Here is a 20059-nt window from a genome sequence, read left to right on the forward strand (position 1 = left end):
ACACGGCCCGGTCCGCTGCGGCGGAGCCGGCCGGCCGCCAGGCGCCCCGAGCCGGTTCCGGCCGGGGTGCGGCGCAGGGCCCGCCGCCGTCGCCGTGCGGGGCGCCCCCGCGGACCCGCGGCCGGCTCACGGCAGGACGGCGACCCCGTCGATCTCGACCATCGCCTGCTCGTCCCAGAGCCGGTCCACCCCGATGACGGCCATCGCCGGGTAGTCGCGCCCCGCGAGCCTGCGCCAGATCCGGCCCAGCTCGGCGGCGTGGGACCGGTAGTCGGCGACGTCGGTGGCGTAGACGGTGGCTCTGACCAGGTCGGCGGGGGCGCCGCCGGCCGCGTGGAGGGCGGTGAGCAGATTGCCCAGAGCGGTGGCGAACTGCTCCGGCAGGGTGGTCCCGACCACGGCGCCGTCCGGGTCGAGGGCGGTCTGCCCCGCGAGGAAGACCAGGTGGCCGCCGGTGGCGACGACGGCGTGCGAGAAGCCGGTGGGCGGGGCGAGTTCGGCCGGGTTGATCCGGTGGGACGGGCTCATGCGGACGTCTCCTGGGTCGGGGACACTGCGGGCGGGCGGACGCGCCCGGGGGCGGCGGAGGCGGGCCGCGAGGCGTCGGCCGGGGCCCCGGGGCCGGCCCCGGGGCCGCCGGTGGCGCTCGCGTACAGCTCCTTGGCGATGATCGCGCGCTGCACCTCGCTCGCGCCCTCGTAGATCCGGGGTGCGCGGACCTCGCGGTAGAGGTGTTCGAGAAGGTGCCCGCGGCGCAGGGCGCGGGCCCCGTGCAACTGGACGGCCGCGTCGACCACGTACTGCGCCGTCTCGGTGGCGTACAGCTTGGCCATGGCGGCCCGGCGCGGCACCCCGCCCTCCCCCGCGTCGTACGCCGAGGCCGCCGCGTACACCAGGAGGCGGGCGGCCTCGGTGCGGGTGGCCATCTCGGCGACCTGGTGCGAGACGGCCTGGAGGTCGCTCAGCGGGCCCCCGAAGGCCGTGCGCCGGGCAGTGTGCTCCAGGGTCGCGTCGAGCGCGGCGCGGGCCATGCCGACGGCGAAGGCGCCGACGCTGGGGCGGAAGAGGTTCAGGGCGTCCATCGCGACCCGGAACCCCCGGTCGGGTTCGCCCAGCACGTCGTCGGCGGTGACCGGTACGCCGTCGAACTCCAGGGTGCCGATGGGGTGCGGGGAGAGCATGTCCAGGGCGGAGCCGGTGAGCCCGGGGCGGCCGGAGGGGACCAGGAACGCGGTGATCCCCCGGGACCCCGCGCCAGGCGTGGTGCGGGCGAAGACGGTGGCGAAGTCGGCCTCGGGGGCGTTCGAGATCCAGCACTTCTCGCCGGTGAGCCGCCAGCCGTCCGGGGTGCGCTCGGCGGCCAGGCCCAGCGCCGCCGCGTCGGACCCCGCGCCCGGCTCGCTCAGCGCGAACGCCGCGACGGCCCGCCCCGCCCCGACGCCGGGGAGCCAGCGCTCGCGTTGGGCGGCGGTGCCCGCCTGGACGATCGGCGCGGTGCCGAGGCCCTGGAGGGCGAGGGCCGTCTCGGCCTCCGTGCAGCCCCGGGCCAGGGACTCGCGCAGCAGGCACAGATCGAGTGCGCCGGAGCCGAGCATCCGGCCCAGCAGTCCCAGCTCGCCGAGCGCGGCCAGCAGCGGACGGTTCACCCGTCCGGGCTCCCCCTCCTCCGCCAGGGGGCGCAAGCGCTCACCGGCGAGGGTGTACAGCTCCTCACACCAGGCGGCCTGTTCTGGATCGAGGGAGAATGCCGTCATGGCGGCGCCTCTCTTGTCGCGTCTCGTCGCGTCTCGTCGGATCAAGCCGTCTCGTGCCCCGCCGGGCGGCGGGCCCCTCCGTTGCCCTGTCGTATCGCGTGCTCCGCCACATCGCACGGTCCTTCGCATCGCACGGTCCGTCGTGTCGCACGGTCCGCTTTATCGCGGACCGTTGACTACCGTCACCCAAACGATACGCTCCAGAGGCGACAAGGGGGCGATCCTTCATGGAGCCGAATTCCTCGCCGAACACGCCCGCAGCCGCCGCCGACGCGTCCGGACGCGTCCCCGGCGCGCACACCGACACGTTCACGCGCGACCACCTCCCGCCGCCGGAACAGTGGCCCGAGCTGCTTCTCGACCGCCCGGAGCTGCGGTATCCGGACCGTCTGAACTGCGGATACGAACTGCTGGACCGCACCGTCGAGGAACGGGGAGCGGACCGCCCGGCGCTGCGCTCCGGCGACGGCGGCGTCTGGAGCTACGGCGAGCTGCGGACGACCGTGGACCGCATCGCCCACGTCCTGACCGACGAACTGGCCGTGGCGCCCGGGAACCGGGTGCTCCTGCGCGGGCCGACCACGCCCTGGCTCGCCGCCTGCTGGCTCGCCGTCGTGAAAGCGGGCGCGGTCGCCGTGACCGTACTGGCCCAGACGCGGGCCGGCGAACTGGCAGCCGTCTGCTCCCTGGCCCGGGTCAGCCACGCCCTGTGCGACGCCCGGTCGGCCGGAGAGCTGGAGCGGGCCGGAGTCCAGGGGCTGCGGATCACCCTGTTCGGCGGTCAGGGCCCCGGGGACCTGACCCGGCTGGCGGACGCCGCCACCGGCCCGTACCGGGCGGTGGACACGGCGGCCGACGAGGTCGCGCTCATCGCGTTCACTTCGGGCACCACCGGGCGTCCCAAAGGCTGCATGCACGTCCACCGGGACGTGCTGGCCATCGCCGACACCTTCTCCCGGCAGGTGCTGCGCCCCGTGGCCGACGACGTGTTCGGGGGCAGCCCGCCGCTGGGTTTCACCTTCGGCCTCGGCGGGCTGCTGGTCTTCCCCCTCCGGGCCGGGGCCTCGACCCTGCTGCTGGAGCAGGCCGGCCCGCAGCAGTTGCTGCCCGCGCTGGCCCGGCACCGGGTCTCGGTGCTGTTCACCGCGCCCACGGCGTACCGCGCGATGCTCCCGCAGTTGGCGGACCACGACCTGTCGGCGCTGCGGCGCTGCGTGTCGGCCGGGGAGAACCTGCCGGCCGCGACCTGGCAGGCCTGGTACGAGGCGACCGGGCTGCGCGTCATCAACGGCATCGGGTCCACCGAACTGCTGCACATCTTCATCTCGGCAGCCGACGACGACATCCGGCCGGGGACCACCGGGGTGCCCGTGCCGGGCTGGCAGGCCCGAGTGGTGGACGAGCACGGCGCCCCCCGGCCGGACGGCGAACCGGGGCTGCTCGCCGTGCGCGGCCCGGTCGGCTGCCGCTACCTCGCCGACCCCCGGCAGACCGCGTACGTCCACAACGGCTGGAACATGACCGGGGACACCTTCGTCCGCGAGCCGGACGGCTACTTCCGCTACGTGGCCCGCGCCGACGACATGATCATCTCCTCCGGGTACAACATCGCGGGGCCCGAGGTGGAGGACGCCCTGCTGCGCCATCCCGAAGTCGCGGAGGCCGCCGTGGTCGGCCGGGCGGACGAGCTGCGCGGCGAGATCGTGGTGGCGCACGTGGTGCTGCGGGAGGGGTCGCAGCAGACGGCGGACTCGTTGCGCGCCCACATGAAGGCGAACCTGGCACCCTACAAATGCCCGCGCGTCTTCGTCTTTCGCTCCTCGCTCCCGCGTACCGCGACAGGCAAACTCCAGCGGTTCGTCCTCCGGGAGGACCCTCTAGAGTGATCATGTGGCCGAGCTGCGCACCCCCCGTTCCCTGATCGTCACGCTGTACGGCGCCTACGGCCGTCCGGCGGACGGCTCGCCGTTCGCGGTGGCGGAGCTGATCCGTCTGCTGCACGCCGTGGGCGTCGACGCCCCGTCCGTTCGCTCCTGCGTCTCCCGGCTGAAACGGCGTGGGCTGCTGACAGCCGCGCGGGCGGCGGACGGTTCGGCGGGATACGCCCTGTCGCCGGACGCCCGCCAACTGCTGGACGACGGCGACCGGCGGATCTACCGGCGGCCGGCGCCCCGGCTCGCCGACGGCTGGGTGCTCGCCGTGTTCTCGGTGCCCGAGGCGGAGCGCAGCAAGCGCCACCTGCTGCGCTCACGGCTGGCCCGGCTGGGCTTCGGCACGGCCGCGCCCGGCGTGTGGATCGCGCCGGGCGAACTGTACGAGGAGACCCGGCACACCCTGGAGCGGCTCGCACTCACCCCGTACGTCGAGCTGTTTTGCGGTGACCACGTCGGCTTCGCCGCGACCCGCGCGTCGGTGGCCCGCTGGTGGGACCTGGACGCGGTGGCCCGTCTCCACCACGACTTCCTGGAACTGCACGAGCCGGTGCTCCGCGAGTGGGAGGCGACCTCGGAGACCGAGGAGGGACCCCGCCCGCAGGCCGCGTACCGGGACTACCTCCTGGCCCTGGACTCCTGGCGCCGGCTGCCGTACGCGGACCCGGGCCTGCCGAAGGAGCTGCTGCCCGACGACTGGCCGGGCGGTCGCTCCGCGCAGGTCTTCGGCAAACTGCACGAGCGGCTTCGGGACGCGGGAGAGCGGTTCGTGCGGGGCTGAGCGCGCAAGCGCACGTCGAGGACCGTACGGGGGGGGGCTCGGCGCCCCGGCGGGGGCCAGGCGCAGTCCCTCCGAGAAGGGGCCCGGCGCGGCGGCGGGTCAGGGGCTGATGCCGTCCCGGCACGACCGTGCCTCGATCTCGGCGGCGCTCGGCTTGTAACTGCTGATCCAGCTCGGATCGTCCTCGATGAGCGCAGGGAGGGACGTCTCGACGTCCCTGATCCAATTACTGGTGCCGACATGCTTCTTGAGCCAGGATGCGAGCCTGCGGCAGTCCCCCGTGTGTCCCTTCGGCAGCCCGATGCCGTAGTGCTGAGGGGCCCCTATCGTCACGTCCGGTAGCACGCGCAGGCCCTCCTTCTCGTACTGCCGCGCGAAGCCGTAGAGGATGGCCTGGTCGGTGGAGACCGCCTGCACCTGGCCGGCGATGAGCTGCTCGATACAGTCCGACGCGTCGGTCAGGGTGACCGGATCAGCGCCGGCGGTCTCTCTGATGCCGTCCAGGGCTTCGACCGAGGTCGTTCCCTGCCAGGTGCAGATCTGGCTGCCGCGCAGATCGGCCAGCCGCTCCACGTCGGCCCCCTCCGGGCCGACGAGGAAGCCCTGCCGGGTCTTGAGATAGGGCCCGACGAAATCGATCTCGTCCATCCGCTCGGCGGTGATGGAGAACGACGCGATCGTCATGTCGGCCTTGCGCTCTATGAGTTGGGTGACCCGGTCCCCCGACGAGACGTCGACGGGCTCGCTGAAATCGACGTCGACCTCCTCCTTGATGTGCTGGAGCATGATGAAGTCCAGCCCGGAGCGGTCGTAGTTCGCGGAATACGACAGGCCGGGCAGGTCGTTGTGCATCGCGACCGTGACACGCTTCACGCCGAGGAACTCCGGCTCCGCTTCCTTCGAGGAGCAGGCGGCGGAGCTCGCCAGCACGGCCAGCATGGTCACGGTACCGAGCAACCGGGCGGGCAGGGGCCGCGCCGGGCGTCCCGCCTCCGAGATGGGGGCCACAGTGTCCTCTCAGTCGTGAAGTACGGCGTCCGCGACGGACAGGCTCATCCGACATCCTTCTTCGGTCCGCAGGGTGATCTCCACGTCGATCGCGCCCTGCAGTCCGCCCAGCGGGAAGTCGACCGTCTGGCCGCTGCGCACATCGTCGACGCGGGTGCTGGTGTTCCCTCGCAGTTGGGCGGAGTAGCGGGCCTCCGGCGCACAGAACTGAGCGGCCTTGGCGGCGTCCCGGATCGTGAGGGTCAGCCGCAGCCGTGAGCGGTCGGCGGGGCTGTCGACCACGAGACGCAGCTGAGAGCCGTCGGTGACCGCGCCTGCGCTGATGCTGCTCAGCCCGGTGACGTCGATCTCGCCGTGGTCCGCGAGGTGATCCATACCGACCGCGCCGGCGCACGAGCAGATCAAGGCCGTCGCCGACATCAGGACGCGCCAATGGGACCGCAGGCGCCTCGCCGGCAGGACCAGCCGGACCAGCGTCAGAGCGACCGCGGCGCCGATGACGAGGTAGACCCAGAGGAACTGACGCGCCGGTCCGTCGGGGGCGACGATCAGCGCGTAGGCGCCGAGCGAGACGACCAGCAGGAACGGCGGCCAGTTCCAGACGCTCCAGCCCTTCGCCTTGTCCGTGAAGTCGACCAGGTCACCGAGGAACACGCTCACGATGAGTTTTCTGACGAAGCCGATCGCCAGTGAGTGGGACCCATGCGTGACGGTGTCGACCCGCGTCGGAGGCTCGGTCGTCAACCGTTTCCGCCGTCCGGACCGCGGTTGAAGTGGAAGGTCGCCTTGTCCACCTTGCCGATCGCCGGTGAGTTGGGTCCGTACGACGTCACGTACAGCCGGTCACCCGCCTGGTATCCGCTGTGAGCGGCCCTGATGGAGCGGGACAGGGACTCGGCTCTCAGATCGTCGTCGGCGGCGGCCCACTCCCCGATGGCGCCCTCCAGGATCTCCCGCTCCGTGGGCGGCAGTTCCTCGATGGCCGTGGCCGCGGCGGCGCCCGACTCGCTGCGGGGCGGCTCGTCGACGCCACGGTCCAGCACCGCGCCCAGCAGAACCCGCCCCCGCTCCACCGCGCTGCCCGCCAAGCGATCCCGCGCCTGGACGACGACGGCCTCGGCGAGGGATGTTGCCGCAGTGCTCACGAACGGTGCGATGACAGCGGCGGCTGCCAGTAATTCGGACATGCGCTCCCCCATCCATGTCGGCTATGAACTCTACTCAGCTTTTCGCGCGACAGAAGTGCCTTGGCATCACGGATTTCACCCTTGCCACGCGTGCCTCGTCACCCCGGACCGGGCCGCAGCCCCGGGGCGTCAGTGCGGCCCGTGGGCGGCGGGCGGCTCCCCGCGCGGTACGGGAGGGGCCAGGGCGCGCCCGGACCGCTGTAGCCCTGCTCTGCGGCGGCGTGCAGGGTCCAGTGCGGGTCGTACAGATGGGGGCGGGCCAGGGCGCAGAGGTCGGCGCGGCCCGCCAGGAGCAGGGAGTTGACGTCGTCCCAGGAGGAGATCGCGCCCACCGCGATCACGGGGACCCCCACGGTGTTGCGGACGCGGTCGGCGTACGGCGTCTGGTAGGAGCGGCCGTACTCGGGGCGTTCCTCGGGTACGACCTGCCCGGTGGAGACGTCGATGGCGTCGGCCCCGTGGTCGGCGAAGGCGCGGGCGATCGCCACGGCGTCCTCCTCGTCGGTGCCGCCCTCGGCCCAGTCGGTGGCGGAGATCCGGACGGTCATCGGCCGCTCCCGCGGCCAGACGTCGCGCACGGCGTCGAAGACCTCGAGGGGGAAGCGCAGCCGTCCCTCCAGCGGCCCGCCGTAGACGTCGGTGCGCTGGTTGGTGAGCGGGGAGAGGAAGCCGGAGAGCAGATAGCCGTGGGCGCAGTGGAGTTCCAGGAGGTCGAAGCCGGCGTGCGCCGCGCGCCGGGCGGCGGCGGTGAACTGCTCGCGCACGGCGGCCAGTCCGGCTCCGTCCAGCTCGGCGGGGACCTGGCTGACGCCGGACTCGTACGGCAGCGGGGAGGCGGCGGACAGGGGCCAGTTCCCGCTCTCCAGCGGCTGGTCGATGCCTTCCCACATCCGCTTCGTGGAGCCCTTCCGGCCGGAGTGGCCGAGCTGTACGCCGATGGCCGCACCGGGGGCCCGGGCGTGGACGAAGTCGGTGATCCGCCGCCAGGCGTCGCCCTGTTCGTCGGTCCACAGACCCGTGCAGCCGGGGGTGATACGGCCCTCGGGGCTGACGCAGACCATCTCGGTCATGGTGAGTCCGGCGCCGCCGAGCGCACGGGACCCCAGGTGGACCAGGTGGAAGTCGCCGGGGAGTCCGTCGACGGCGGAGTACATGTCCATGGGCGAGACGACGACGCGGTTGCGCAGTTCGAGACCGCGCAGCCGCAGCGGGGTGAACATCGGCGGGGTGCCGGGCGGGCAGCCGAACTCCTGCTCCACCGCGGCGGTGGCCGAGGGGTCGCGCAGCCGCAGGTTGTCGTGGGTGACCCGGCGGCTGCGGGTGAGCAGGTTGAAGGCGAAGCGGTGGGGCGGTTGGTCCGCGTAGGCGGCCAGGTCCTCGAACCAGCGCAGGCTGGCGGCGGCGGCGCGCTGGGTGGAGGCGACGGCCGGACGGCGTTCGCGCTCGTACGCGACCAGCGCGGCGGGCAGGTCGGGCTGCTCCTGGACGGAGGCGGCCAGGGCGAGGGCGTCCTCGACGGCGAGCTTGGTGCCGGAGCCGATGGAGAAGTGCGCGGTGTGCGCGGCGTCCCCGATGAGCACGGTGTTCCCGTGCGACCAGCGGGCGTTGCGGACCGTGCGGAAGGCGGCCCAGGAAGACCGGTTGCCGCGCAGGGGCCGGCCGCCGAGGGCCTCGGCGAAGAACCCGGCGCAGCGGGTGGTGGATTCGTCGGCGGCACAGCCGTCGAGTCCCGCGGCACGCCACACCTCCTCACGCATCTCGACGATGACGGTGGAGGCGTCGGGGGCGTAGGGGTAGCCGTGCAACTGCATGATGCCGTACGGGGTGTCGGCGGTCTCGAAGCGGAAGGCGTCGAGCGCGAAGTCGGCGGCGAGCCAGATGTAGCGGTTGCGGTGCCCGGTGACGACCGGGCCGAAGACGTCGGCGTGCGCCCTGCGGGTGGCGCTGTGCACCCCGTCGGCCGCGATGACCAGGTCGTGGCGGGCGCCCAGTTCGGCGGCGGGCGGGGCCTCGGTACGGAAACGGAGGTCGACGCCGAGGCGGGCGCAGCGGGCGTGCAGGATCTCCAGGAGCCGACGGCGGCCGAGGGCGGCGAAGCCGTGGCCTCCGAAGGAGTGGGTGCGGCCGCGGTGGACGATGTCGATGACGTCCCAGCGGACGAACTCACGGCTCAGCGCCCGGTGCACCTCGATGTCGGCGCTCTCGATGCCTTCGAGGGTCTCGTCGGAGAGCACGACGCCGAACCCGAAGGTGTCGTCGGGGGCGTTGCGCTCGTAGACGGTCACGTCGCGGTCGGGGCCGAGCCGCTTGAACAGGGCCGCGGCGTAGAGGCCGCCGGGGCCGCCCCCGATGACCGCGATCCGCCGTACGCCGCGGCCCGGTGCGGTGGCTGCGTGGGGTGCGCCGCCGGGGGCCGGCACGGCGGCTACCTCCCCTGCCACTTCGGCGGCCGCTTCTCGGTGAACGCGGCGTGGAACTCCGCGTAGTCCTCGCCGTGCATCAGGAGGGCCTGGGTGGCGGCGTCCATCTCGACGGCGGCGGCCAGCGGCATGTCGAGTTCGGCGGTGAGCAGGGCCTTGGTCTGGGCCAGGGCGAGCGCGGGGCCGTCGGCGAGGCGCCGGGCCAGTTCGGCGGCGCGCTCGTCGGCCCGCCCCTCCTCGGCCAGCTCGCTGATCAGCCCGATCCGCTCCGCCTCCGGGGCGCGGACGGCGTCGCCGAGCATCAGCAGCCGGGTGGCGTGGCCGAGGCCCACGACGCGCGGCAGCAGGTAGGCCGCGCCCATGTCGCCGCCGGAGAGGCCGACACGGGTGAAGAGGAACGCGAACCGGGCGGACGGGTCGGCGATCCGGAAGTCCGCGGCGAGCGCCAGGACCGCGCCGGCCCCTGCCGCGACCCCGTGCACGGCGGCGACGACCGGGAAGGGGCACTCCCGCAGGGCGCGGACCACCTGCCCGGTCATCCGGTTGAAGTCGAGGAGCTGAGCGGTGTCCATCGCCAGGGTGGCGCCGATGATCTCGTCGACGTCGCCGCCCGAGCAGAAGCCGCGTCCTTCGCCGGCGAGGACGAGGGCGCGCACGGAGCGTTCCCGTGAGAGCTCGGCCAGGAGATCGCGCAGATCCGCGTACGCGCCGAAGGTGAGCGCGTTGAGCTTCTCCGGGCGGGCGAACGTGACGGTGGCCACACCGTCGTCCCGGGTCAGCCGGAGGTGGCGCCACTCCTCTGCGCTCGGGGCGGAGCTGGGAAACGGGCTCATGGAGGGTCCCCTTCAGCCATCGGGCGGATGCCGGCCGTGCGCGGGTCGCGTTCCGCCTCCGAAGTTATCACTCATACGTGACCGCCGTCACGAGATCGCAATAGCGCTTCCATGAGACCGTTGTGGCGAAAGTCCCCTTTGCTCCGGGCGACCGCCCCTATGGTCGCGCCGGAGGGGTTCGTAAGGTTGAAACCAGGAAGACCCGAGCACGAGAACCGTGAACGTGATCCCGACAAGTCGGCGACCCAGGACCTCGGGACGTCCCGAAGTCCGCGAAGCCGAGAGCCCGAGAACCCGAGCCGCCCCGCCACGAGGAAGACCCGCTCCCGAACGGAACCCCGCCGTGCCGCCCGATGTCCCCGCCTCCACCCCCGCCTCCTGGCGCATCACGCTGCCGCACTCCACGGCGGCCGTGCCGATCGCGCGAGCCCTCGTCCGTACGGCCCTGTCGGACATCGGCTCCCCGGCCGACAGCGACACCGCAGAGCTTCTGACCGCCGAACTGGTGGCCAACGCGGTCGAGCACACGCTGGGCGGCGAACCCATCGAGCTGGTCGTGGAGCTGCTGCCCACCGGCTGCCAGGTCGAGGTGCACGATCGCGACCCCGCCCCGCCGGGCGACCTGTCCCGGCCGCCGGCCGGTTGCGAGGTCGACCCCTGGCAGGAACACGGCCGCGGTCTGCTGCTGATCAGGACCCTCAGCTCCGCCTGCGGTCACCGCACCACGGAGCAGGGCAAGGCCGTGTGGTTCACGCTTCCGGTGATACCGGCGCAGCCGGGCCCGTCCCCACGGAGCTGACGAGCCGCGAGCGCTTGCGGCCGTAGGCGGCGTACAGCAGGGAGCCGGCGGTCAGGAAGACCGCGAACTGGAGCCAGGTCGTCCAGCCGGTCCCGTACATCAGGTACAGGCAGAAGCCGACACCGGCCAGGGGGCTCACCGGGTAGAGCGGCACCCGGAAGGTCCGGTCCAGCTCGGGGTGCCTGCGGCGGAGCACCACCACCGCGACATTGACGGCGACCATCGTGGCGAGCGTGCCGATGGTGGTCAGGTTCACCACGACGTCGAGCGAGGAGAAGGCCGCCGGGACGGCGAAGACACAGGCCACGATCCAGGTGTTGGCGACCGGGGTGCGGGTCGTGGGCGAGACGCGTTCGAAGACGCGCGGGATCAGCCCGTCGCGGGACATCGACATCAGGATGCGGGTCTGCCCGTACATCACCGCGAGCACCACGGAGGCGATGGCGACGACCGCGCCGAAGGCGATGATGCCGCCGCCGACCGTGGAGTCCGTGACCTGGTTGACGACGAGCGAGAGGGCCGCGGGCTGGTCGGACACCTCGTCCGCGCCGAGCGCCCCGATGGCCGAGAGCGCCACCGCGCAGTAGAGGAGCGTGACGACGCCGATGCAGACCAGGATCGCGATCGGGATGTTCCGCCGGGGGTTCTTGACCTCTTCGCCCGCGGTGGTGATGGCGTCGAAGCCGATGTAGGAGAAGAAGGCCAGCGAGGCGCCCGCGGTGATGCCGCCGAGCCCGTGGCCCGCGAACGGCACGAGGTTGCCGTCCTCGAACGCGCTGAACGCCACGGCGCAGAACGCGAGCAGGATGCCGATCTTGAGGACGGCCATGGCGGCGGTGGCGGTCGCGCTCTCCCGGACGCCGCGCACCAGCAGCGTGGCGGCCATCGCGATCACGACGATCGCCGGGAGGTTGATCACGCCTCCGTCCCCGGGCCCGGAGGAAACGGCGGCGGGCAGCTCCCAGCCGACGAGGCTGTTCAGCAGCTCGTTGACGTACTGGCTCCATCCCACCGCGACAGCCGAGACCGAGACGCCGTACTCCAGCAGCAGGCACCAGCCGACGAGGAAGGCGGTGCGCTCGCCGAGGGCCGCGTAGGCGAAGGAGTACGAGCTGCCGGAGACCGGGATCGCGCTGCCGAGCTCCGCGAAGGAGAGCGCGGTGAAGACGCAGGTGATCGCGGCCAGCACGAACGAGATCACGACGGCGGGCCCGGCCTCGGCGACGCTGTCGGACAGCCCGACGAAGATGCCGGTGCCGACGATCGCACCGACCCCGAAGCAGACGAGCTGGAAGAGGCCCATCGTCCGCCGGAGTCCATGGCCCTCCAGGTCGCCGCCGGACTCGGCGATGAGCTGGTCGGGGCTCTTGCGGCGCGGGCCGGACCCGGGCGGGCCGTGCGGCCCGCCCCGACGCTGGAACGGGCCGGAGTGCGGCGTACCGGGGCTCATGCGGACGATCTCATCTCTGGTGGTGCAGGTGGGGGGGCCGGTGCGCGCGAACGGCGGCCGTGGGGGCCTGGCGCACACCCGGGGAAGGGCCCGAGCCGCGCGAACCCGAACCCCGCCAGGAGGCGACATCGTAGCCACCTTGGCGCATGTTCACTCAATCAGGCGCATGAGCATACGAACCCCCCACCCCGTACCCGTACCTGGTTCGCCCCCCGCCGACGCCCACACGCTCGGCTCGCGCCGCCGAGGGCCGCCCCTCGGCGCGACCGCGAGAGGTTACGCCCCGGCCAGCGTCGCCACCAGAACGGCCTTGATGGTGTGCATCCGGTTCTCCGCCTCGTCGAAGACCACCGAGTGCGCGGACTCGAAGACCTCGTCACTGACCTCCAGCTCGGTCAGCCCGTGCGCGGCGTGCACGTCCCGGCCGACCTGGGTGCCGAGGTCGTGGAACGCGGGCAGACAGTGCAGGAACTTCACGTCCGGGTTCCCGGTGGCGCGCAGGACGTCCATCGTCACGGCGTACGGGGCCAGGGCGGCGATGCGCTCGGCCCACACCTCCTTGGGCTCACCCATCGACACCCAGACGTCGGTGGCGACGAAGTCGGCGCCCGCGACGCCCTCGGCGACATCGGCGGTGAGGGTGAGCGTCGCCCCGCTGACCTCGGCGAGCTCACGGGCCCGCGCCACCACGGCCGCCTCCGGCCAGTACGCCTCCGGGGCGACGATCCGCAGGTCCAGCCCGAGCAGCGCTCCGGTGACCAGATACGAGTTGCCCATGTTGAAGCGGGCGTCGCCGAGGTAGGCGAAGACCGTCTCCGTGACGGGCCGCTCGCTGTGCTCGGCCATGGTGAGCACGTCGGCGAGCATCTGGGTGGGGTGCCAGTCGTCGGTGAGCCCGTTGAAGACCGGGACCCCGCCGTACGCGGCCAGCTCCTCGACCGTCTGCTGGCTGTCCCCCCGGTACTCGATTCCGTCGAACATCCGGCCGAGCACGCGGGCGGTGTCCTTGACGGACTCCTTGTGGCCCATCTGGGAACCGGAAGGATCGAGGTAGGTGGTGGTGGCGCCCTGGTCCGCGGCGGCGACCTCGAACGCGCAGCGTGTACGGGTCGAGGTCTTCTCGAAGATCAGCGCGATGTTCTTCCCGCGCAGCCGCTGGACCTCGGTCCCCGCCTTCTTGGCCGCCTTGAGCTCGGCGGCCAGCGAGACCAGGCCGAGGAACTCCTCCGAGGTGAAGTCCAGCTCCTTGAGGAAGTGGCGGCCGGTGAGATCCATGGCCATGATGGCTGCTCCTGGGTCGGGCGGAGATCGGGAGAGATCGCGGGAACGGCGGAAAGCGCCGGGAACAAGGGAAGGTAGCACTGGAAGTATATACGACTATCTGCATCTCTATACAGGGTCCCGTACCACCGGGCAGCTCATACAGCGCGGCCCGCCGCGTCCGCGTCCCAGCTCGCTCCCCCGGATCTCGATGACCTCGATGCCCTGCTTGCGCAGGTGGGTGTTGGTGGTGGCGTTGCGTTCGTACGCGATGACGACCCCGGGCTCGACCGCGAGGACGTTGCAGCCGTCGTCCCACTGCTCGCGCTCGGCCGCGTGCACGTCCTGGGTGGCGGTGAGGACCCGGATGGAGTCGAGGCCGAGCGCCGCGGCGATGGCCCGGTGCATGTGCTCGGGCGGATGGTCGGTGACCTTCAGCTCGCGGGGGCCGGCGCCCGGCTCGATGGTGTACGAGCGGAGCATGCCGAGGCCGGCGTACTGGGTGAAGGTGTCGCCGTCCACCATCGTCATCACCGTGTCCAGGTGCATGAACGCCCGGCGCTTGGGCATGTCGAGCGCCACGATCGTGCGTGCGGAGCCGGCGTCGAAGAGCCCGCGGGCCAGCATCTCCACCGCTTGCGGGGTGGTGCGTTCACTCATCCCGATCAGGACCGCTCCCTCCCCGATGACCAGCACATCGCCGCCCTCGATGGTGGAGGGGTAGTCGTCCTGCCCCTGGGACCAGTGGTGGAAGGCGCCCGCCTCCGGTCCGGTGAACAGCGGATGGTGGCCGTAGATCGCCTCGAAGTGGACGGTCTCGCGCTGCCGGGCGGGCCAGCGCATCGCGTTGATGGAGACGCCGTCGTAGATCCAGGCGGAGGTGTCCCGGGCGAAGAGGTGGTTGGGCAGCGGCCCGAGCAGGAAATCGTCCAGGTCCATCACATGGAAGCGGACGGAGGTCGGTTCGCTGTGCCGCTCCAGATACTCCCGTTTCGTCATTCCGCCGACCAGCGCCTCCGCGAGCTCGGCCGAGGACAACTCCTCGAAGGCCGCTCGCAGATGCTCGGTGGCGAGCGGCCCGTACTCCTTCTCGTCGAAGACCCGGTCGAGCACGAGGCGCCGCGCGACCGGGATGTCGAGGGACTCGCGCAGGAGGTCGCCGAAGAGGTGCACCGCGACGCCCCGGTCACGCAGCACGTCCGCGAACCCGTCATGCTCCTCCCGAGCCCGGCGCACCCACAGGACGTCGTCGAACAGGAGCGCGTCCTTGTTCCTGGGAGTGAGCCGCTTCAGCTCCAGGTCGGGACGGTGCAGTATGACGCGGCGCAGCCGCCCGGCTTCGGAATCGACGTGGAAACCCATGCCCTCATCCTCACCGCGCGGAGCGCCGTTCACCCCCGCGAACCGCCCACGGATCGAGCCCGGGGGCTCAGAGCCGCGGGTCCACCGGCTCCGATTCCAGGGCCAGGACGGCGAAGACCGCCTCGTGGACCCTCCAGAGCGGCTCTCCCTCCGCCAGCCGGTCCAGGGCCTCCAGCCCGAGGGCGTACTCCCGCAGCGCCAGCGAGCGCTTGTGACCGAGGAACCGGGAGCGCAGGCGCTCCAGATTCTCCGGGCGGGTGTACTCGGGGCCGTAGATGACGCGCAGGTACTCCCGGCCCCGTACCTTGACGCCGGGCTGGACGAGACGGCCCTTGCCGTCCCGGACGAGCGCGCCGAGCGGCTTGACGACCATGCCCTCGCCACCGCGCCCGGTCATCTCCAGCCACCAGTCGACGCCCGAGCCCACGGAGGCCTCGTCCCCGGTGTCGACGACGAGCCTCCGGGTGACCTGGAGGAGGCCGGTCGGGTCGTGCTCGACCAGCCGGTCCAACCAGGCCAGCTGCTCGGTGTGCGGCACCGGGGCGAGGGACCGGCCCTGCACGGCGAGGACCTGGAAGGGGGCCAGGCGCACCCCGTCCAGCCCCGCGGTGCTCCAGCAGTAACGCCGGTACGCGTCGGTGAACGCCGCCGCGTCCCGGGCGCGGGCCCGCTGGCGGGCGGCGAGGCCCGCAGCGTCGACACCCCGGGCCGCCGCCTGCTCCAGGGCGGCGACGGCCGGTGGGAACACCGCGCCGGACGCGGCGCCGACGGCGGCGTACTGCGAGCGCAGCAGGCCGCCGGCCTTCAGTGACCACGGCATCAGCTCGGCGTCCAGGAGCACCCAGTCGGTGTCCCACTCCTCCCAGAGCCCGGCGGCGGTTACGGCGGTCCGCAGCCGGGCCAGGACGGCGTCGGTCCGCGCGGCGTCGTCGAGGAACGGTCGCCCGGTACGGGTGTAGAGCGCGCCCTCGACTCCCACCGTGCCGAAGCGCGCGGTCGCCGCCCCCGCGTCCTTGCACACCAGGGCGACAGCGCGGGAGCCCATGTGCTTCTCCTCGCACACGACCCGCTCGACGCCGTCGGCGGCGTACTGCGCGAAGGCCTCGGCCGGGTGCTCCAGGAAGCCGTCCCGGCGGGAGGTGGCGGTGGGGGCCATGGTGGGCGGAAGGTAGGCCAGGAGCCGCGGGTCGACGGCGAACCGGCTCATGACTTCGAGCGCCGCGGCCGCGTTCTCCTCGCGCACGGCGACGCGACCCATGTGCCGGGTCTCCACGATCCGGCGGCCCTGCACGTCGGCGAGGTCCAGCGGCCGGCCCTCCCGGCCTCCGGGCGCCTCGGTGACCAAGGGTCTGACGGGCTCGTACCAGACCTTCTCGGCAGGCACGTCGACGAGTTCGCGCTCCGGCCAGCGCAGCGCGGTCATCCTGCCGCCGAAGACCGCGCCGGTGTCCAGACAGATGGTGTTGTTGATCCAGGAGGTGCTGGGCACGGGGGTGTGGCCGTAGACCACCGTGGCCCGGCCCCGGTACTCCTCGGCCCACGGGTAGCGCACCGGCAGCCCGAATTCGTCGGTCTCCCCGGTCGTCTCCCCGTACAGCGCGTGCGAGCGGACCCGGCCGGAGGCGCGGCCGTGGTACTTCTCGGGCAGTCCGGCGTGGCAGACCACCAGCCTGCCCTCGTCCAGGACGTAGTGGCTGACCAGGCCGTCGATGAACTCCCGAACCTGCCGGCGGAACTCGGGGTGCTCGGCGTCCTCGCGCTCAAGCTGCTCGATGGTCTCGGCCAGACCGTGGGTCTGCTGGACCTTGCGGCCCGCGAGGTAGCGGCCGAGCTTGTTCTCGTGGTTGCCCGGCACGCACAGGGCGTTGCCCGCCGCCACCATGGACATCACGCGGCGCAGCACCCCCGGGCTGTCGGGGCCCCGGTCGACGAGGTCTCCGACGAAGACGGCCGTGCGGCCCTCCGGGTGGGCGCCGTCCACGTAGCCCAGCTTGCCGAGGAGGGTGTCCAGCTCGGAGCGGCAGCCGTGGACGTCTCCGATGACGTCGAACGGGCCGGTGAGGTGGCGCAGGTCGTTGTAGCGGCGCTCCAGGACCACTTCGGCGCTCTCGGCCTCCGCCTCTGTGCGCAGGACGTGCACCTTGCGGAAGCCTTCGCGCTCCAGGCCGCGCAGGGAGCGCCGCAGCTCGCGGCGGTGCCGCTGGATCACGTGGCGCGGCATGCCGGCGCGGTCCGGGCGGGCCGCGTTGCGCGCGCGGCAGACCTCTTCGGGGAGGTCGAGGACGATGGCGATGGGCAGCACGTCGTGCTGCCGGGCCAGTCGCACGAGCTGCTTGCGGCTCTCGGCCTGGACGCTGGTGGCGTCGACGACGGTGAGCCGCCCGGCTTCCAGCCGTTTGCCGGCGATGTAGTGCAGGACGTCGAAGGCGTCACCGCTGGCGCTCTGGTCGTTCTCGTCGTCGGCGACGAGACCGCGGCAGAAGTCCGAGGAGATGACCTCGGTCGGCTTGAAGTGCTTGCGCGCGAAGGTGGACTTGCCCGATCCGCTGGCCCCGATCAGGACCACGAGCGAAAGGTCGGTCACCGGCAGGATGCGCGGGGCGCTCCCTCCGCTCGCCCGGAGGGCGTCGCCGGTGCTGTGGGTCCTGTCGGTCGCGTCGGTGCTCGCGCTGTCGGTGTCGGTGCCGGTGTCGCCGGTGCGGGGGTTCATGCGGCTGACGCCTCCTTCGTCTTCCCAGTCGCTTCGACGGCCGTCCCGGCAGCCGCTGTGGTGGCGTGGTCCCCGGTGGCGGCCAAGGTGAACACGGCCATCTGGGTCGGCGGTCCCACCTCGGGGTCGTCCGGTCCGACGGGCACGTACCGGACGGTGTAGCCGTGTCGCTCCGCGACCTGCTCCGCCCAGTGGCGGAACTGGGCCCGGGTCCACTCGAAGCGGTGGTCCCCGTGCCGCGCGTGCCCGGCCGGAAGGGTGTCCCAGCGGACGTTGTACTCGACGTTCGGCGTGGTCACGAGCACGGTGCCCGGCCGTGCCGCGCCGAAGACCGCGTACTCCAGCGCGGGCAGCCGGGGCAGGTCCAGGTGCTCGACGACCTCGCTGAGCACGGCGGCGTCGTAACCCTTCAGCTGCTTGTCGGTGTAGGTGAGGGACCCCTGCCGGAGGGCGACCCGGCCCGCCTGCCGCTCCCCCATCCGGTCCAGCTTCAGCCGTCGCGAGGCGATGGTGAGGGCCCGCATCGAGACGTCGACCCCGACGATCTCCGTGAAGCGCACGTCCTTGAGGAGCGCCTGGACCAACTGGCCCTGACCGCAGCCGAGGTCGAGGACCCTGCTCGCCCCCGCACCGCGCAGTGCGTCCAGGATCGCGGTGCGCCGCTGTGCGGCGAGCGGGACCGGCCTCTCCTCCGTGTCGGTGTTCTCGTCCACCGCGTTGTCGATGCTCTCCACGTCGAGGTCGTCCGACTCTGCGAGCCGGACCAGCTCCAGTGCCTGGTCGGCCTGGCGGGTCAGCCCCCAGCGGTGGGAAAGATAGCGCCGGGTGATCAGGGGCCGCTCGGGGTGGTCGGCGAGCCAGCCGTCCCCGGCCCGCAGCAGCTTGTCCACCTCGTCGGGCGCGACCCAGTAGTGCTTGGCGTCGTCGAGCACCGGCAGGAGGACGTAGAGCTGCCGCAACGCCTCGGCGAGCCGCAACTCGCCTTCCAGGAGCAGACGTACGTAACGCGAGTCGCCCCACTCAGGGAACTGCTCGTCCAGCGGCACGGCCACGGCTTCGACCGTCGTCCAGCCGAGCGGTCCGAACAGCTTGCGCACCAGCTCCGCACCGCCCCTGGCGGGCAGCGCCGGCACCTCGATCCGCAACGGCATCCGGCTCAGGGCCCGCTCGGGCATGGCTCGGCAGACCCCGCCCAGCGCGGACTTGAACACCGCGGCGAGGGCCACCGACACCAGGGAGGACGCCGCATAGGGGCGGTCGTTGACGTACTGCGCGAGCGCCGCGTCGGGCGCGCCTCCCCGCCCCTTGCCCTTGCCGCGCCGCACCAGCGCCACCGCGTCCACCTCCAGCAGAAGTGCGGCGGTACAGCGCTCGGCGGACGCCTCGGGGTAGAAGACATGCGCCGTGCCGTGCGAGGTCGAGAACGTCTGCGCCCGATCGGGATGCTTGTGCAGCAGGAAACCCAGGTCGGTGGCGGGGCGTTCAGGGCTGCCGGTCGTACCGATTGTCAGGAACACCCGTCCGAGTATGGCTCCCGCGCCCTGCCCCCACCAGGCATTTTCAACGCCCCCTCTGTCCGGCGAGATCCGTGATCCCGTCCGGCCCGACCCGGCAGCAGCCTCCGACGAGCCGAGCGCCCGCCCGCACCCAGCCCCGCAGCCGCCCGGGGGCGAACGTGCTGGGCCCCATCCACCTCCTCCCTACCGCGTCCCAGCTCTCCCCGCTGTTCGGATAGGCCACCGCGGGCCTGCCGGTCACCCCCGTCGCCAGCTCCACCGCCTGCTGCACCTCGCCCGGCTCACAGCAGTTGACCCCGACCGCGAGGACCGACTCCCGCCCGGCGGCCACCGCGAACGCCTCCTCCAGCGGCTGCCCGGCCCGGGTCCGACCACCCGCAACGGTGTACGAGAGCCAGAACGGCAGCCCCGTCTCCTCGGCCACCGCGACCAACGCCTCGGCCTCGTCCGCGTCCGGCACCGTCTCCAGTGCCAGAAGGTCGGGCCCGGCCGCGGCCAGGGCCTCCACCCTGGGGCGGTGAAAGCGCGCCAACTCCCGCACGCTGAGCCCGTACCGCCCCCGGTACTCACTGCCGTCCGCGAGCATCGCCCCGTAGGGACCGACCGACGCGGCGACCCATCTCTCCCGCCCCGGGTCGGCCCGGTGCGCAGCGCCGACGGCGTCCCGGGCCAGCTCCACGCTGCGGGCGAGCAGCGCCGCGGCCCCGGCCCCGTCGACGCCGCGGCGCTCGAACCCTTCGAACGTGGCCTGATAACTGGCCGTGATGACCACCTGCGCCCCCGCACGGAGGTAAGCGAGGTGCGCGGCCTGGATCTGCTCCGGCGCGTCGGCCAGGAGCCGGGCCGACCACAGCGCGTCGGACAGGTCGCAGCCCTGCGCCTCCAACTGGTTGGACAGCCCGCCGTCCAGCAGGACGGGGCCGGTGGCCATCGCGTCGGCGAGCGTACGGCCGGTGCTCACTGATTCCTCCTCGCTCTCCTCCCCCGCCCCTCCCGACCCGCCCGGGCCGGCCCCCCGGCCGCGCCGCTCCACCAGCCGATCAGCGC

The 20059-nt window shown here is 72.6% G+C and carries 16 protein-coding genes; 3 read left to right on the forward strand and 13 right to left on the reverse strand.

Annotated features, from left to right (window positions below; translation table 11 throughout):
- Positions 1 to 126 precede the first annotated feature (126 nt).
- Both V9U70_RS18415 and V9U70_RS18420 read right to left on the reverse strand, forming a co-directional pair.
- The gene (locus V9U70_RS18415; protein ID WP_336676588.1) at positions 127 to 528 is read right to left on the reverse strand and encodes a RidA family protein; all 402 of its coding nucleotides are present in this window, start codon (positions 526 to 528) and stop codon (positions 127 to 129) included.
- Positions 525 to 1754, reverse strand: coding sequence for an acyl-CoA dehydrogenase family protein (locus V9U70_RS18420; RefSeq protein ID WP_336676590.1), 1230 nt, complete (start codon positions 1752 to 1754; stop codon positions 525 to 527). Before V9U70_RS18420 ends, V9U70_RS18415 begins: the two co-directional genes overlap by 4 nt.
- A gap of 227 nt (positions 1755 to 1981) precedes the next feature.
- Between V9U70_RS18420 and V9U70_RS18425 the strand changes: the two genes are divergently transcribed.
- Positions 1982 to 3640, forward strand: a complete 1659-nt coding sequence (locus V9U70_RS18425; RefSeq protein WP_336676591.1) for an AMP-binding protein — start codon at positions 1982 to 1984, stop codon at positions 3638 to 3640.
- 4 nt (positions 3641 to 3644) lie between these two features.
- A complete protein-coding gene (locus V9U70_RS18430) occupies positions 3645 to 4466 on the forward strand; it encodes a PaaX family transcriptional regulator (protein WP_336676593.1) in 822 nt (273 codons plus the stop codon).
- Between the two features lie 99 nt (positions 4467 to 4565).
- Here the strand turns inward: V9U70_RS18430 and V9U70_RS18435 are convergent, their stop codons facing one another.
- The 5 genes from V9U70_RS18435 to V9U70_RS18455 all read right to left on the reverse strand — a co-directional run bounded on the left by V9U70_RS18435 (position 4566) and on the right by V9U70_RS18455 (position 9914).
- Positions 4566 to 5405: a transporter substrate-binding domain-containing protein gene (locus V9U70_RS18435; protein WP_336676858.1), complete on the reverse strand. Its 840-nt coding sequence runs from the start codon at positions 5403 to 5405 to the stop codon at positions 4566 to 4568.
- A 78-nt stretch (positions 5406 to 5483) separates the two neighbouring features.
- A complete protein-coding gene (locus tag V9U70_RS18440) occupies positions 5484 to 6134 on the reverse strand; it encodes a hypothetical protein (RefSeq protein WP_336676595.1) in 651 nt (216 codons plus the stop codon).
- Positions 6135 to 6214: 80 nt separating this feature from the next.
- The gene (locus V9U70_RS18445) at positions 6215 to 6661 is read right to left on the reverse strand and encodes a hypothetical protein (RefSeq protein WP_336676597.1); all 447 of its coding nucleotides are present in this window, start codon (positions 6659 to 6661) and stop codon (positions 6215 to 6217) included.
- A 98-nt stretch (positions 6662 to 6759) separates the two neighbouring features.
- On the reverse strand, positions 6760 to 9081 hold the full coding sequence (locus V9U70_RS18450) for a bifunctional salicylyl-CoA 5-hydroxylase/oxidoreductase (protein ID WP_336676860.1): 2322 nt from the start codon (positions 9079 to 9081) through the stop codon (positions 6760 to 6762).
- A 5-nt stretch (positions 9082 to 9086) separates the two neighbouring features.
- Positions 9087 to 9914: an enoyl-CoA hydratase family protein gene (locus V9U70_RS18455; protein WP_336676599.1), complete on the reverse strand. Its 828-nt coding sequence runs from the start codon at positions 9912 to 9914 to the stop codon at positions 9087 to 9089.
- A 343-nt stretch (positions 9915 to 10257) separates the two neighbouring features.
- Here V9U70_RS18455 and V9U70_RS18460 point away from each other — a divergent pair, with 343 nt between their 5' ends.
- Positions 10258 to 10713 (forward strand): ATP-binding protein, encoded by a 456-nt coding sequence (locus tag V9U70_RS18460; protein WP_336676601.1) that lies wholly within the window; start codon positions 10258 to 10260, stop codon positions 10711 to 10713.
- Here the strand turns inward: V9U70_RS18460 and V9U70_RS18465 are convergent.
- The 6 genes from V9U70_RS18465 to mmuM form a co-directional block, all read right to left on the reverse strand.
- Positions 10664 to 12163, reverse strand: a complete 1500-nt coding sequence (locus V9U70_RS18465) for an amino acid permease (protein WP_336676603.1) — start codon at positions 12161 to 12163, stop codon at positions 10664 to 10666. The two genes, V9U70_RS18460 and V9U70_RS18465, sit on opposite strands and share 50 nt — an antisense overlap.
- A gap of 276 nt (positions 12164 to 12439) precedes the next feature.
- A complete protein-coding gene (gene argF, locus V9U70_RS18470; RefSeq protein ID WP_336676605.1) occupies positions 12440 to 13444 on the reverse strand; it encodes an ornithine carbamoyltransferase in 1005 nt (334 codons plus the stop codon).
- A 108-nt stretch (positions 13445 to 13552) separates the two neighbouring features.
- Complete coding sequence (locus V9U70_RS18475) at positions 13553 to 14785, reverse strand: arginine deiminase (protein ID WP_336676607.1); 1233 nt, start codon at positions 14783 to 14785, stop codon at positions 13553 to 13555.
- A 67-nt stretch (positions 14786 to 14852) separates the two neighbouring features.
- Complete coding sequence (locus V9U70_RS18480) at positions 14853 to 17495, reverse strand: polynucleotide kinase-phosphatase (RefSeq protein ID WP_336676609.1); 2643 nt, start codon at positions 17493 to 17495, stop codon at positions 14853 to 14855.
- Positions 17492 to 19012 (reverse strand): 3' terminal RNA ribose 2'-O-methyltransferase Hen1, encoded by a 1521-nt coding sequence (locus V9U70_RS18485; protein ID WP_336676610.1) that lies wholly within the window; start codon positions 19010 to 19012, stop codon positions 17492 to 17494. Before V9U70_RS18485 ends, V9U70_RS18480 begins: the two co-directional genes overlap by 4 nt.
- 43 nt (positions 19013 to 19055) lie before the next feature.
- Positions 19056 to 19973 (reverse strand): homocysteine S-methyltransferase, encoded by a 918-nt coding sequence (gene mmuM, locus V9U70_RS18490; RefSeq protein ID WP_336676611.1) that lies wholly within the window; start codon positions 19971 to 19973, stop codon positions 19056 to 19058.
- Between the last annotated feature and the right edge of the window lie 86 nt (positions 19974 to 20059).

The organism is Streptomyces pratensis, from assembly GCF_037137275.1.
In the GTDB taxonomy this organism is placed as follows: Bacteria; Actinomycetota; Actinomycetes; order Streptomycetales; family Streptomycetaceae; genus Streptomyces; species Streptomyces pratensis_B.

Excerpts from the sequence above, each read along its gene's own strand:
- V9U70_RS18415 (WP_336676588.1), bottom strand. The coding sequence starts at position 528 with ATGAGCCCGTCCCACCGGATCAACCCGGCCGAACTCGCCCCGCCCACC.
- V9U70_RS18420 (WP_336676590.1), bottom strand. The coding sequence starts at position 1,754 with ATGACGGCATTCTCCCTCGATCCAGAACAGGCCGCCTGGTGTGAGGAG.
- V9U70_RS18425 (WP_336676591.1), top strand. The coding sequence starts at position 1,982 with ATGGAGCCGAATTCCTCGCCGAACACGCCCGCAGCCGCCGCCGACGCG.
- V9U70_RS18435 (WP_336676858.1), bottom strand. The coding sequence starts at position 5,405 with ATGCTGGCCGTGCTGGCGAGCTCCGCCGCCTGCTCCTCGAAGGAAGCG.
- V9U70_RS18445 (WP_336676597.1), bottom strand. The coding sequence starts at position 6,661 with ATGTCCGAATTACTGGCAGCCGCCGCTGTCATCGCACCGTTCGTGAGC.
- V9U70_RS18455 (WP_336676599.1), bottom strand. The coding sequence starts at position 9,914 with ATGAGCCCGTTTCCCAGCTCCGCCCCGAGCGCAGAGGAGTGGCGCCAC.
- V9U70_RS18465 (WP_336676603.1), bottom strand. The coding sequence starts at position 12,163 with ATGAGCCCCGGTACGCCGCACTCCGGCCCGTTCCAGCGTCGGGGCGGG.
- argF (WP_336676605.1), bottom strand. The coding sequence starts at position 13,444 with ATGGCCATGGATCTCACCGGCCGCCACTTCCTCAAGGAGCTGGACTTC.
- V9U70_RS18475 (WP_336676607.1), bottom strand. The coding sequence starts at position 14,785 with ATGGGTTTCCACGTCGATTCCGAAGCCGGGCGGCTGCGCCGCGTCATA.
- V9U70_RS18480 (WP_336676609.1), bottom strand. The coding sequence starts at position 17,495 with ATGAACCCCCGCACCGGCGACACCGGCACCGACACCGACAGCGCGAGC.